The organism is Kitasatospora sp. NPDC090308, assembly GCF_044769485.1.
In the GTDB taxonomy this organism is placed as follows: Bacteria; Actinomycetota; Actinomycetes; order Streptomycetales; family Streptomycetaceae; genus Kitasatospora; species Kitasatospora fiedleri.
Genome location: NZ_JBIVXY010000004.1, coordinates 218168 through 231866 on the forward strand (window position 1 = coordinate 218168; position 13699 = coordinate 231866).

Genomic DNA, 13699 nt, shown 5'->3' on the forward strand with positions numbered 1-13699 from the left:
GAGCGGCGATCCCCCCGCAACTTGTGCGTCCTCGGAGCACGGTGCCATCGTGGGGACATGACACCCCTCCCTGACGCGGCGTCACTTGTGAAGGAACTGAAGGAAGTCAGGCTCAACGGGCTGGTCCGGCTGCGCGGGCGGGCGCTGCCCGCCCTGGAGGCCGCGGCCGGGGCGGTGTCCACCGGTGCCGCCGCCGCGACGCCCGTCGCGGGGATCGAGGCACTGCTGCGGCTGGCCGTCTCCCGGCTGGACGCGGGGACGCTGCGCACCGCCGCCGAGTACACCCTCGGGCTGGCGCAGGGCACCCGGGACTGGCCGCCCGCCGACCGCCGGGCCCGGGCGGCCCGCGTGTACGGGGTGGGCGTGGAGTGGTTCCGCCGGAACCAGGAGGTGATGGTCCTGGAGCAGGTCGCCGAGCACGTCCTGCGCCTGGTCGCGGAGCCGGAGCCGGAGCCGGTCCCCGCGGGGGCCGGCTCCGGCACGCACCGGACGGTCCGCGTCACCGCCGGCGGGCGGCCGGTGGAACTCGCCCTGCACGTGCACCCGGTGGACCTGCTGCGCGGGGTGGACGTGGTCGTCTCCCCGTCGAACGTGTACTTCGCGCTGCCCGAGTCGTACAAGTCCTCGGTGGCCGCCTCGCTGCGCCGGGCCGCCGCCCGGCGCGGGGTGACCGGGGACGTGCTGGCCGACCCGCTGCGCGAGGAGCTGCGCGCCTGGGCGGCCCGGCGCGGGGTGGCCGGACGCGCCGTGCTGCCCGGGACGGTGGCGGCCACCGGCCCCGGCGTCCTGGCGGAGCGGGGCGTCCGCCGGATCTACCACGCGGCGGTGGCCGTCCCCCGGGCCGGGACCAACGACTACGACGTGCTGCCCGCCGACGTCACCCGGGCCGCCTCCCGGGTGTTCGCGCTGCTCGCCGAAGAGTGCGGACGGTTCGACCCGCCGCTGCGCTCGGTGTGCTTCCCGCTGCTCGGCTCGGGCCGCGGCGGCCTGCCGCGCGAGACCGCGCTGGCCGCGGTGTGGGCCGCGGTGGAGGCCGAACTGGCGGGCGGGACGTCCTGGGAGGTGCACTTCGTGGTGCGCACACCGGAGGCCGCGGCCCTGGTGGAGCGCATCCCCGCCGGAATCCGCCCGGCCCGCAACCGGCGGGCGGCCGGCTGATCCGGTGCGGTGGAGGGGCGATCGCCCGCCCTGTGCACCCGCTCTGTGCGCGCGCTCTGTGCACCCGCCCTGTGCGCGCGCCACGTCGGCCGGGACTCGGCACCCGGTTCGGCAACCACTCCGTCCGCGTCCCGCACAGCGAGGACTTCCCGGCGGGCGGGAACGACTCCGCCCGTGCCCGAATCTCCGACCCGCCCAGTCCGCTCGGCCCGCCCAGTCCACCCGACCCGCCCGGTCCGCCCGACCCCGTCCGCGCCATGGAGCCGGACTTGCGGCAGCTGCCGGCCCGTCCGGCGCATGATCCCCGCATCTGCTGGCGAAAATACCGCCAGCGGCGCGCAGTTGCGAGGGTGCCGCGCCCCGCCCGGCCGGTACCGGACCCGCCGCGGCGGCCGGGAAGGAGCCACCGTGACCGCCACCACCGCGCCACCCGCCGTACGGTTCCACGGCAGCGTCGACGCACCGCTGCGGCTGACCGTCGCCCAGCTGCGCGCGCTGCCCGCCCACCGGGCCGAGGTGAGCTTCGACTGCCTCGCCGACGGCGAGCGGCGGCACAGCTTCGAGGGCCCGAAGCTGTGGGACGCGGTGCGCGAGGCCCGTCCGCGGATCGACCTGCGCGGCCGCAAGCAGCGCCTGCGCTTCCTGCTGGCCGTGACCGGCGCGGACGGCCACTGCGCGGTCCTGTCCTGGGCCGAGATCGACCCGGACTTCGGCGGCCAGCAGGTCCTCCTCGCCACCAGCGCCGACGGCGCGGCGCTGGACGGTGCCGGTCCGCAGCTGGTGGTGCCCGCCGACCGCTGCGGCGGGCGCTACATCGGCGGTGTCACCGAGGTCTGGATCGGCCCGGTCGCACACTGACCGCCGCACCGGGAGCACCCACGCGCGAGCCGCCCCGGGCGTGGGCGAAATCACCGGAGACCCTCGCAACTGCCACGGTAGAGTGGCGAAACCACTGGCAGATGCCACACCGCGATGGGGGTCCCGTGTCCGACCAGCTGCTGTTCTCGTACGGGACGCTCCGCCTCCCGCAGGTCCAACGGGCCCGGTTCGGGCGCGAGTTGGCGGGCCGCCCCGACGCGCTGACCGGTTTCCGGCTGGACACCGTGACGATCACCGACCCGGACGTGATCGCCGACAGCGGCAGCGACCGGCACCCGGTGGCCGTCCGCTCCGACGACCCCGCGGACGCGATCGAGGGCAGCGTCTTCACGCTCAGCGCCGCGGAGCTGGCGGCGGCCGATCACTACGAGGTCGAGGACTACCTGCGCATCCGGGCCGACCTGCGCTCCGGCGCCCGGGCCTGGGCCTACGTGGACACCGCCACCGCGGAGGAGTTCCGCGCCCGGCGGCTGCTCGACGCCCAGGCCAAGGCGACCGTCCTGTTCGAGGAGGTGGCCCGGCGCGGCCTGGTCGCCCCCGGCCGGAGCGAACAGGCCGTCAGCGACAGCATCCGCGACCTGGCGAACGAGCTGTTCGGGACGACCAAGCACTGGCACAAGCGCATCGTCCGCTCGGGCCCGCACACCCTGTTCCCCTACCGGGAGAACCCGCCGGACCGGGTCCTCGGGGCCGACGACATCGCCTTCGCCGACTTCGGCCCGATCTTCGAGGAGTTCGAGGCCGACCTCGGCCGCACCTACGTCCTGGGCGACGACCCGGACAAGCTGCGCCTCGCCGCGGACCTGCCCGCGGTGTTCGACGCCGGTCGCCGCTACTTCGCCGAGCACCCGGACGTCACCGGCGCCCGGCTGCACGCCGAGGTCGACCGCCTGGCCCGGGCCGCGGGCTGGACGCTCGGCGGCACCGGCCACGCCGGGCACCTGGTGGGCGAGTTCCCGCACGAGAAGATCGACGCCGCCGAGATCGAGTCCTACATCGCGCCCGGCAACACCACGCCCATGCGCCGCACCGACCGGGCCGGACGGGTCTGCCACTGGATCCTGGAGATCCACCTCGTCGACACCGCGCGGGGCTTCGGCGGCTTCCACGAGCAGCTCCTCGACCTGGGCTGAACCCGCGACGGCCGCTGCGGGTCCGCCCGGGCCGAGTGGGCGCGCGCACCACGTCGTGCACCCCGGATCGGGTGGTCGTCCGAAGGAAGTGCCGCGCAGGCGCGAGGGGCGGCCGGGGACCGGGGGCCGGGTGGTGCGGGTCAGTGTCCGGGGGTGAGCGGTTCGCCGTGCTCGAACCGCAGCACCTGCCGGCGCAGGGCGCGCTTGGCCCGCGGCAGGAAGGCGCTGCTGGGGCCGCCGACGTGCGGGGTGATCAGCACCCCGGGGGCGTGCCAGAGCGGGTGCCCGGCGGGCAGCGGTTCCGGGTCGGTGACGTCGAGCGCCGCCCGCAGGCGCTGCGCGGAGAGTTCCGCGAGCAGCGCCCCGGTGTCGACGACGGGGCCCCGGGCGACGTTGACGAGCAGCGCGCCGTCCTTCATCCGGGCCAGGAACCCGGCGTCGACCAGGTGGCGGCTCTCCGGGGTCAGCGGCGTCAGCAGCACGACGACGTCCGCGGCCGGGAGCAGCTCGGCCAGCTCCGCCACGCCGTGCACCCCCTCCTCGGGGCGGGGGCGGCGGGCGACCCGGACCACCTCGCACTCGAAGGGCTCCAGCCGCGCGGCGAGCGCCCGGCCGATCGAGCCGTAGCCGAGGATGAGCACCGTCCGGTCGGCGAGGGACGGGTGGAACTCCTGCTGCCAGCGCTCCCGGTCCTGGAGGCGGGTGAAGTGCGGGACGCCGCGCAGCGAGGCGAGGATCAGCGTCACCGCCAGCTCGGCGGTGCTGGCGTCGTGCAGCCCGGGCGCGTTGCACGCGACGGCCCCGGCCGGCACGTGCGGCAGGACGTCGTCCATCCCGGCGGTGAGCGTCTGGACCACCTTGAGCGACGGCAGCCGCCCGATCACCGGCAGCGCGACGGCGTGCCGCATGTACGGCAGGCAGAAGAACTCCACCTCGCGCAGCGCCTCGTCCGGCGGCACCGGCCCGTCCCCGTCCCACACCAGGGCGTCGAGTCCGGCGGGCAGACCGCCGATCACATCGGGTGCGTACGGAAGGAGGTAACGAGCGCTCATGCCCCGACCTTAACCACCGCACCCCCCGCCCCACCCCCCGGGCCGGAGCCCGGGTCGGAGCCCGGGTCGGAGCCCGGGCCGCTCAGGGCGCCGCGGCCGGGCTGTCGGTGCGGTGGTCGGTCCGGTGGGCGGGGCGTTCGCCCGAGCGGCGTTCGACGAAGCGGGTGAGGAGGACGACCTGGCGCGGGGCGGAGCGGTCGCCGGTGATCCGGGCGAACAGGAGGTTGGCCGCGGTGCTGCCGACCGCGACCGGGTCCTGGCTGACGACGGTCAGGGGCGGGTTGAGGCGTTTGGCGAGCGGCAGGTCGTCGAAGCCGACGATGGCCATCGGCGCGGGGACGTCGGCGGTCTCCGGGCCGTCCGGGCCGTCCGGGCCGTCGGCGCGGTCCAGGACGCCGAGCGTGATCAGGTCGTTGCTGCTGAACAGGGCGGACGGCGGTTCGGGCAGGGCGCGCAGGGCGGCGAGGGCGAGCCGGGTGTCCAGGTGGGAGCGCAGGCCGTGCCGCACCAGGGCGGGGTCGGGGGCCAGGCCGCGGGCGCGGAGCGCGTCCAGGTAGCCCGCGTGGCGTTCGCGCTGGGTCCAGATGTCGTAGCGGTCGCCGAGGTAGGCGATCCTGGTGTGGCCGTGGTCCAGCAGGTGGGTGACGGCCCGTCGGGCGCCGTCGCGGTTGTCGACCGTGACGGTGTCCACGTCGAGGTCCTTGGCGGGGCGGTCGACGCAGACCACCTGGGTGCCCGCCTCCATGGCGGGTTTCAGGAAGCCGTGGCTGCCGATGGTCGGGACGATGATCAGACCGTCCACCTGCCGGGCGGTGAAGGCGGCGATCACCTCGCGCTCCCGGCGCGGTTCGTCGTTGGTGCTGCCGACCAGGACGACGCAGCCGCGCCGGTGCGCCTCGTCCTCGATCGAACGGGCCATCAGGGCGTAGAAGGGGTTGGCGAGGTCGTCGACGACCAGCCCGATCGTGGACGTGCCGAGTCGCTTCTGCCGCAGGTTGCGGGCGTTGTCGTTGCGCTGGTAGCCGAGTCGGCGCACCGCCTGTTCGACCTTGGCGGCGGTGTCGGGCGAGACGCCCGGGGTGTTGGAGACCACCCGGGAGACCGTCATCAGACTGACCCCCGCGGCTTCGGCCACGTCCTTCATCGTCGGGCGCTTCAACAGGGCTCCTCCTCGGCGCACTCCCCCGGGGCCCGCCGTCGAGCCCCTGCCGCGGCCCCGCGGCGTCCGGTGCGTGCGCGCGCGGCGTACCGGGGCATCGGACGACGGGGTCCCGGGCGCCCGCGGGTCGGCGCGGGCGTCGGAGAGTGCATCCTACGACGCCCGCCGGCCCGTCCCCGGCCGGCCGCCGGGCGGCTCCCACCGGGGCCGGGAGCCGCCCCGGCCCGGGGTCAGCAGGCTTCCCGGTAGACGTACTTGCCGACCTCGGGGTCGTCCAGGTTGGCCTTGGTGATGGCCACCATGGTGGTGCCGATCTGCGCGGTGACCGGCTGCCCGGCGACGGCGGCGAGCGCCTGGTCGACGCCCTGGGTGCCGATGCCGGCCGGGTCCTGGGCGACCAGGACGTCCAGGGTGCCGCTCTTCAGGGCGGCGACCTCGTCGGGCTCGGCGTCGAACGCGGCGACCTTGACCGCGCCCTGGCGCCCCGCGGCCTGGAGGCCGGTGGCGACGCCCTGCGCGGTGTTGGTGTTGCCGGCGAAGACACCGCCGAGGTCGGGGTGGGCGGCCAGGGTGGCCTGGAGCTGGGAGGCCGCGGTCGCGGGCAGGTCGTTGTCGTAGAGGACGGGCAGCAGGGTGATCGCCGGGTGGTTCGCCTTCATCTCCTCGGTGAAGCCCTTGATCCGGGCGTCGGTGGTGGAGACCCCGGGCTTGACGCTGATCACCAGGGCGGAGCCCCGGTCCCCCATCAGCTCGGCCAGCGCCTTGGCGGCCGTCCGCCCGCCGGCCTCGTTGTCGGAGGAGATCCGGGAGACGCCGACGGAGGCGTCGCTGACCGCGGTGTCCACCAGGACGACCTTGGTGCCGGCGTTCTGCACCTGGGTCAGCGACGGGGTGAGGGCCGCGGTGTCCACCGGCGAGATCAGCAGCCCGTCGGGGCGGTTGGCGCCGACCGCGTCGACGATGGGCCGCTGCACCGCGACGTCCCACTGCGCCGAGCCGTCGACGGTGAGCTTCACGCCCCGCTTCTCGGCCTCCGCCTGGGCGGCGCAGGCCATCGTGATGTAGAACGGGTCGCTCTTGACGCCGGTGACGAGCTTCAGCGTGACGCTCTTGGCGCCGCCGCCACCGTCGCTGCCGCAGCCGGCGGTGGCGGTGCCGGCGGCGACCAGGGCGAGGACGGCGCAGCAGCGGACGAGGGTGCGCGATCTGCTGGTTCCGGGCATGGCGGGTCTCCTCCTGCGGGGGGAACTGCGGGTGGGTGGGAGCAGAGGTGCGGGAGCGGGAGCGGGAGCGGACGGGCGGCGGGAGCCGGCGTACGGGAGCGGGGCCCGGACGTGCTGCGTCGCCCGGGCGGACCGGCCGGGTGGTCAGCCGCGCTCGCGGCCGCGCCGGCGGAACTGGTCGAGGTAGACCGCCGCGACCAGGACCACGCCGATCGCGACGTCCTGCCAGTACTGCTGGACGTCCATGATGATCAGCCCGGTGGTGAGCACGGCCGGGATGAAGACGCCGATCACCGTGCCGAGCACGCTGCCGCGCCCGCCGAACAGGCTGGCGCCGCCGAGCACGACCGCGGTGATGACCTTCAGGTTGTCGGTGGAGTGCCCGGCGATCGAGGTGGTGCCGAAGTAGGCCAGCCACATCGTGCTGCCGAGTCCGGCGAGCAGCCCGGTCAGGGCGTAGACCCGCACCAGGTGGCGGTCCACGTCGATGCCGGAGCGGCGGGCGGCCTCCGGGTTGGAGCCGATCGCGTAGGTGTGCCGGCCGAACCGGGTGCGGGCCAGGACCAGGCCGAACACCACGGTGGTGGCGAAGGCGATGACGACCAGCCAGGGGACCTGGCCGAGGAGCTTGCCGAAGCCGACGCCGCGCTGGAGCTTCCCGGAGACCGCCCCGGCCGGGTCCTGGCCGCCGGTGACGATCTGGGCGATGCCCAGGGCGGCGCCGAAGCCGCCGAGCGTGACGATCAGCGGCGGCACCTTCGCCTTGGCCACCAGCCAGCCCTGCAGCGCGCCCCAGAGCAGCCCGGTGACGAGCGCGATCAGGGTGGACACCGCGACGGCACCCCAGCCGGCCGCCGCCCCGCCGTGGTGGATGGTGTACTCGGCCGACAGCACGGCGGAGAGCACCAGGACCGAGCCGACCGACAGGTCGATCCCGGCGACGATGACCACGTACGTCATGCCGACGCCCAGCACCAGGTAGATCGCGGCGTTGGTGGCGATCTGGGTCAGGTCGTAGCGGGTCAGGAAGGTGTCGGGCCGGGCGGCGGTGAAGAACGCCACCAGCAGCAGCAGGACGCCGAAGGTCCACGCCTCGTTCGCCGCGGCGAGCCGGCGCGCCCACCCGGGGACGGCGAGCGGGGAACGCCGCACCGCGCCACCGCCGACCGCCTTGCCGCCCTCGCCGCCCTCGACTGCGACCGCCTCACCGCCGCCGACCCCCTCGCCGACACCGGCCGCCCCACCGCCCTCGACCGCCTCGCCGACACCGGCCGTCTCGCCGCCGGCCGCTCCGGGCATCCGCGTGCTCACGCCGTACCGTCCTTCCTGGTGGAGGTGGGCACCGGGTCCAGCGCCCTGGTCATCGCGCCGACCAGTTCCTCGACCGAGGTGGCGGCGGCGTCGAAGACCGCCACCCGCCGTCCCAGGCGCAGGACTTCGACCCGGTCGGCGACCGAGAGCACCTCCGGCATGTTGTGGCTGATCAGGACGACCGAGATGCCGCGGTCGCGGACCCGCCGGACGGTCTCCAGCACCCGGCCGCGCTGGACCACGCCGAGGGCCGCGGTGGGCTCGTCCATGAAGATGACGCGGCTGGCGAAGGCGACCGCGCGGGCGACCGCCACCGACTGCCGCTGGCCGCCGGAGAGCGCGGCCACCGGGACGGACACGTCCCGCAGGTCGACGCCGAGTTCGGCGAAGGCGGCGACGGCGGCGCGGCGCATCGCGGTGTTGTCCAGCACGCCGAGCCGGCCCAGCAGGCCGGGGCGGTGCAGTTCGCGGCCCAGGTGCAGGTTGGCCGCGGCGTCCAGGTCGGGGGCGAGGGCCAGGTCCTGGTAGACCGTCTCCACGCCGTGGCGCCTGGCGTCGAGCGGGCCGGCGAACCGGACCGGTGTGCCGTCCACCAGGATCTCGCCGCCGTCGGGGGCGGCGGAGCCGGAGAGCGTCTTGACCAGGGTGCTCTTCCCGGCGCCGTTGTCGCCGATCAGGGCGACCACCTCGCCGGGGTGGACGGTGAAGTCGGCGCCCTGGAGGGCGTGCACCTGGCCGTAGCGCTTGCTCACCTGCCTGGCTTCCAGGAGGGGTTGTGTCATCGGGCCGGCCTCCGTGCCGCAATTGGTAACGTTCACGCAAGAGTTGGGAGTCTGATGGCGTGGCGGCGGACTGTCAATAGCTTCGTCACACCTCGATGTCCCGCGCAAAGTCCCCGGAAAAAACCGAAGTTGACGTTGTGTCATGACCTTGACTGGCGTTCGACATCGTCGGAACAATGCCACTCGCTCGGTAACGTTCACATCGCTACCGGAAGGTGCTCACGGTGCCCCTGCCCGCTCTCAAGTCCCGGGCCGCCGTCGCGGCCGGCGCGCTCCTGCTCGCCGCCTTCGGCCCCGGCCTCCTCGCCACCGCCCCCGTCGCGCACGCCGCGACGGCGGCGGCCAACCTCACCCCGTACGTCGACCCGTTCATCGGGACCGACGACAGCAACGCGCCGAACCCCGTCGGGGGCGGCGCCGGCGGCTCCACCTACCCGGGCGCCGTGGTGCCCTTCGGCGGAGTCCAGTTCAGCCCCGACACGCCGACGGCCTCGCCGTCCGGCTACCGCAACTCGGACACCTCGATCGAGGACTTCAGCCTCACCCACTTCGACGGGGCCGGCTGCCCGAACAACGAGGACCTCCCGCTGCTGCCGGTCACCGGCGCGCTGGGCGCCTCGCCCGGCAGCAGCTGGACCGGCTACGCCTCGGGCTACACCAAGTCCAACGAGGCCGCCTCCCCCGGCTACTACAAGAACCGGCTCGACAAGTACGCCACCGACGTCGAGCTGTCCGCCACCACCCGCACCGGCATGGGCCGGCTCACCTACCCCGCCACCAACGCCGCCCAGCTGCTGGTCAACACCGGCCGCAGCGCCACCGGCAACCGCAGCGGCTCGGTGAAGGTCAGCGGTTCGGAGGTGACCGGCAGCGTCACCGCCGGCGGCTTCTGCGGCTCCTCGAAGACCTACCAGATCTACTTCGACATCCGCTTCGACCGGGCCCCGACCGGCTTCGGCACCTGGTCCGGCTCCACCGTCAGCGCCGGTTCGGCGAGCGCGTCCGGCACCAACACCGGCGCCTACCTCACCTTCGACACCAGCAGCTCGCGGACGGTGCAGTTCAAGGTGGCGCTGAGCTACGTCAGCACCGCCAACGCCCAGGCCAACCTGACCGCCGAGAACAACGGCTGGGACTTCGCCGCCGTGCGCTCCGGCGCCGACGCCGCGTGGAACCAGATCCTCAACCGGGCCCAGGTCAGCGGCGGTTCGGCCACCGACCTGAAGAAGTTCTACACCGCCCTGTACCACGTCTTCCAGAGCCCGAACGTCGCCAGCGACGTCAACGGCGACTACCGCGGCTTCGACGGCGCGGTGCACAACTCCGCCCGCCCGGTCTACCAGAACTACTCCGGCTGGGACATCTACCGCTCCTGGGCGGCGCTGATCGCACTGATCGCGCCGAACGAGGCCGCCGACATCGCCAACTCGATGGTCCTGGACGGCCAGCAGGGCGGCCTGCTGCCCAAGTGGTCGCAGCAGACCAACGAGGACTTCGTGATGACCGGCGACCCCGGCCCGATCATCGTCGCCAGCATGTACGCCTTCGGGGCCCGCGGCTTCGACACCGCCGCCGCGCTGGCGCTGATGAAGAAGTCCTCGGCCGGCGGCACCGCGCAGGGCTCGCCGATCCGCGGCAACCAGGGCACCTACACCAACCTGCACTACATCCCCGGCGCGCCGTCCGACTCGCTGGAGTACTCGGCCTCCGACTTCGCCGTCGCCCAGTTCGCCAAGGCGCTCGGCAGCACCGCGGACTACACCGACTTCATGACCCGGGCCCAGTGGTGGCGCAACACCTACGGCCCCGAGTCCGGCTACGTGCAGCCGCGCAACTCCGACGGCAGCTGGAAGTGGCCGCTGGACCCGGCCGCCCAGGCCGACTTCACCGAGGGCAACGCCGCCCAGTACACCTGGATGGTCCCCTACGACTTCGCCGACCTGATCAACGACATGGGCGGCCGGCAGACCGCCGTCCAGCGGCTCGACCACCACTTCACCCAGGTCAACGCCGGGCAGAGCCTGCCGTACTACTACATCGGCAACGAGCCCGAGCACGGCGTCCCGTGGGCCTACAACTACGCCCGCTACCCGGCCGGGGCCTCGGCGGCCGTCCGCAAGGTGATGACCGAGTCCTTCACCACCGGCGCGGGCGGACTGCCCGGCAACGACGACCTCGGGGCGACCTCGGCCTGGTACGTCTGGGCGGCCCTCGGCCTGTACCCGTCGACGCCCGGCGCCGACACCCTGGCCGTGCACGGCCCGTCCTTCCCGTCCGTGCTGATCCAGCGCCCGGGCGGCAACATCACCGTCAACGCGTCCGGCACCGGCTCCTACGTGCAGGGCCTGAAGGTCAACGGGACGGCCACCAGCCACAACTACCTGCGCTACCCGGACCTCGCGGCCGGCGGCACCCTCGACTTCACCATGGGGTCGGCGCCCAGCACGAGCTGGGGCACCGGCGCGGGCGACGTGCCGCCCTCCTTCCAGGACGGCGCGAGCCCGGTGCCCGCCGCCCCGGAGCTGGGCACCAACCTGGCGCGCGGGAAGGCGACCAGCTCCTCGGCCGCGTGCGCCACCGCCGAGGGCGCGGACAAGGCCGTCGACGGCAGCCTGCAGAACAACAGCAAGTGGTGCTCGAAGGCGGCCGGCGCGAGCCTCCAGGTCGACCTGGGCTCGGCGCAGCCGGTCGGTTCGGTGGTGCTCGAGCACGCCGGGCTCGGCGGTGAGAACACCGCCTGGAACACCGGCGCCTTCCAGGTGCAGACCAGCACCGACGGCACCACCTGGACCAGCGCCGCCACCGTCACGGGCTCGCGCTCCAGCCGCACCTACAGCCCGTTCGCGGTCCGCTCGGCCCGGTACGTGCGGGTGGTGGTCTCGACCCCGACCAACACCGGCGGCGACACCGCCGCCCGGCTCTACGAACTGGAGGTCTACGCCGCCGGGCCGGGCGCCGGGTCCGGTCCGATCACCTCGGGCCTGAACACCGCGAAGTGCGTGGACGACTCCAACTCCGGCACCGCCAACGGCAACAAGGTCGTGCTGTGGGACTGCAACGGCAGCGGCGCCCAGCAGTGGACGTCCACCGGCGGCACCCTCCAGGCGCTCGGCAAGTGCCTGGACGTCACCTCCTCGGGCACCGCCGCCGGCACCCCGGTCCAGCTCTGGGACTGCAACGGCAGCGGCGCGCAGCAGTGGCAGGCCGTCAACGGCACGCTGGTGAACCCCAACTCCGGCCGCTGCCTGGACATCCCGTCCTCCAACACCGCCAACGGCGTGCAGCTCCAGATCTGGGACTGCAACGGGACCGCCGCCCAGAAGTGGAACCCGCCGGCCTCCGCGTAGCGAGCGGGGCCGTCCGCCCGGTGCCGCCCGCCCCCGACCGGGGCGGGCGGCACCGCCGTGCCCGGCGGGCGGTACGTCGGGGCGACGGGCGGGCGGCACGTCGGGGCAGGTCTCAGCCGGCCGCGTTGAGCAGGTCGAGGGCGCTCTGCTGGCAGCCGTAGTCGGTGCTGCCGGGGCCGCCGGCCCAGTGCGGGCCGTACTGGTCGAGCGGGTTGCGGTCCTTGGTGGAGGCGGAGTTCGCCCAGGCGGTGAGGGTCGGCGCGTAGGGGTGGTCGGACAGCTGGGTGTTGAGCCGGCCCAGGCCGCGGACGTAGGCGCCCTTGAAGGAGGGGCCGTCGCCGGTGCAGCCGTCGCCCTCGCCGGGTTCGCGCAGCACTCCCCCGCTGGTCAGCCGAGTGGTGGAGGCGTCGGCGAGGGTGCGCGCGGTGGTGAGCAGGCTCGCGTCGCCGGTGGCCCGGTAGAGCTCGGTCAGGCCGCCGAGGACCACGCCCTGGTTGTACGTCCAGGTGGGCTGGCCGTTGTTGGCGCAGGCGTCGTTCAGGCCGTCGTTGACGAGGTGGTCGGCGTTGACCATGCCGCTGCCCCGGAACCAGGTCCACTCGTCGCGGGCCCGCTGGAGGTAGGCGGTGTCGCCGGGGATGCGGTTGTGCAGGGCGGCGGTGAGCTGGAGGTACAGCTCGTTGGTGATGGCGTTCTTGTAGGTGCTGCCGGTGTTCCAGCGCACGCCGCCGCCGCAGGAGCCGGTCCAGTTGGCGCTCATGTGGTCGGCGTCGGCGCGGGCGGTGGCCAGGTAGCGGCCGTCGCCGGTCTGGTCGTAGGCGGCCACCCAGGCCAGGCCCCACCAGCCGGTGTCGTCCAGGTACTCGTTGGTGAAGTTGCCGCCCTGCGCGTTGATGTTCTTGTCGTAGGTCTCGGCGATGGCGTAGGTGTAGCTGCCCATGCCGGTGAGCCGGGCGTTGTCGATGATCGCGGTGAGCGCGTTGGCGCCGGTCCACCAGCCGTTGCCGCCGAAGAGCTTGGTGGTGCGGTCGAAGGAGGCCATCAGGGCGGTGGCGGCGGCGGTGCGCCGGTCCCAGGCGTTCCAGGTGGTGCGCGCCCAGGGGGTGCAGGCCAGGGCCGTGCCGACCTGTCCGCAGGCCCGCAGCGCGCCGACGCCGCGGGTGTTCCAGTCGTCCACGTTGTACATCAGGGTGCGCCAGCCGCTGCCGCCCGCCGGGACCTTGGTGTCGCCGAGCTTGCTGCCGCCGGTCCAGGTCCGGCCGCCGTCCATGGAGCGGTCCAGCCACACCTCGTCGCCGGCCGCGCCGCCGGCGATCGAGGCCCAGCCCATGGCGTCGCCGTCGTCGAAGTGCAGGACGAGCGTGCGGCCCGAGAGCGCCGCGGAGACCGGCTGCCGGTCCTGCGGGCTGAGGGCGGGGTCGCGGGTGTCGCAGTACTTGTTGCAGATCGCGGCGGTGACGGCCGCGGCGGGGGTGGCGGCGCTGACGGCGGGCAGCGCCGCGGCCAGCACGGCGGTGGAGAGCAGGGCGGCGCGCAGGGGGCGGGACACGGTCACGGGGGTCTCCTGGTGCTGCTGGGGGACGGGGGAACGGGCGGGGGAACGCGGCGACGGCCGGGCCGGGGTCGGCCCGGCCGCAGCCGGTCGGTGCCGTGCG

10 protein-coding genes and 1 pseudogene are annotated in these 13699 nt (G+C 74.3%); 5 read left to right on the forward strand and 6 right to left on the reverse strand.

Annotated features, from left to right (window positions below; translation table 11 throughout):
* The first annotated feature begins 57 nt into the window (after positions 1-57).
* The 4 genes and pseudogenes from ACIQVD_RS11560 (at position 58) to ACIQVD_RS11575 (ending at position 3170) form a co-directional block, all read left to right on the forward strand.
* Positions 58-1158, forward strand: a complete 1101-nt coding sequence (locus ACIQVD_RS11560; protein ID WP_402288087.1) for a hypothetical protein — start codon at positions 58-60, stop codon at positions 1156-1158.
* Between the two features lie 408 nt (positions 1159-1566).
* Positions 1567-2016 carry a hypothetical protein gene (locus ACIQVD_RS11565; protein ID WP_402288089.1) on the forward strand — a complete coding sequence of 150 codons (450 nt, stop codon included), beginning with the start codon at positions 1567-1569 and terminating at the stop codon, positions 2014-2016.
* 101 nt (positions 2017-2117) lie between these two features.
* Positions 2118-2462 (forward strand): annotated as a pseudogene (locus ACIQVD_RS11570) (gamma-glutamylcyclotransferase family protein); the annotation flags it as partial.
* Positions 2463-2468: 6 nt separating this feature from the next.
* On the forward strand, positions 2469-3170 hold the full coding sequence (locus tag ACIQVD_RS11575) for a M24 family metallopeptidase (RefSeq protein ID WP_400685394.1): 702 nt from the start codon (positions 2469-2471) through the stop codon (positions 3168-3170).
* 140 nt (positions 3171-3310) lie between these two features.
* Here ACIQVD_RS11575 and ACIQVD_RS11580 read toward each other — a convergent pair whose 3' ends face one another.
* The 5 genes from ACIQVD_RS11580 to ACIQVD_RS11600 form a co-directional block, all read right to left on the reverse strand.
* Positions 3311-4222, reverse strand: a complete 912-nt coding sequence (locus tag ACIQVD_RS11580) for a 2-hydroxyacid dehydrogenase (RefSeq protein ID WP_400685135.1) — start codon at positions 4220-4222, stop codon at positions 3311-3313.
* A gap of 82 nt (positions 4223-4304) precedes the next feature.
* Entirely contained in the window at positions 4305-5381 is a 1077-nt protein-coding gene (locus ACIQVD_RS11585; RefSeq protein ID WP_400685132.1) for a LacI family DNA-binding transcriptional regulator, read from the reverse strand.
* 230 nt (positions 5382-5611) lie between these two features.
* Positions 5612-6604, reverse strand: a complete 993-nt coding sequence (locus ACIQVD_RS11590; protein WP_100838832.1) for an ABC transporter substrate-binding protein — start codon at positions 6602-6604, stop codon at positions 5612-5614.
* A 144-nt stretch (positions 6605-6748) separates the two neighbouring features.
* Positions 6749-7915 carry an ABC transporter permease gene (locus tag ACIQVD_RS11595; RefSeq protein ID WP_402288093.1) on the reverse strand — a complete coding sequence of 389 codons (1167 nt, stop codon included), beginning with the start codon at positions 7913-7915 and terminating at the stop codon, positions 6749-6751.
* Positions 7912-8697 carry an ATP-binding cassette domain-containing protein gene (locus tag ACIQVD_RS11600; protein ID WP_402288096.1) on the reverse strand — a complete coding sequence of 262 codons (786 nt, stop codon included), beginning with the start codon at positions 8695-8697 and terminating at the stop codon, positions 7912-7914. Before ACIQVD_RS11600 ends, ACIQVD_RS11595 begins: the two co-directional genes overlap by 4 nt.
* Before the next feature lie 224 nt (positions 8698-8921).
* On the opposite strand from ACIQVD_RS11600, the gene ACIQVD_RS11605 reads away from it, so the two are divergent.
* A complete protein-coding gene (locus tag ACIQVD_RS11605) occupies positions 8922-12044 on the forward strand; it encodes a GH92 family glycosyl hydrolase (RefSeq protein ID WP_402288099.1) in 3123 nt (1040 codons plus the stop codon).
* Positions 12045-12156: 112 nt separating this feature from the next.
* Here ACIQVD_RS11605 and ACIQVD_RS11610 read toward each other — a convergent pair whose 3' ends face one another.
* Positions 12157-13554 (reverse strand): glycoside hydrolase family 76 protein, encoded by a 1398-nt coding sequence (locus ACIQVD_RS11610; protein WP_402288659.1) that lies wholly within the window; start codon positions 13552-13554, stop codon positions 12157-12159.
* Positions 13555-13699 lie beyond the last annotated feature (145 nt).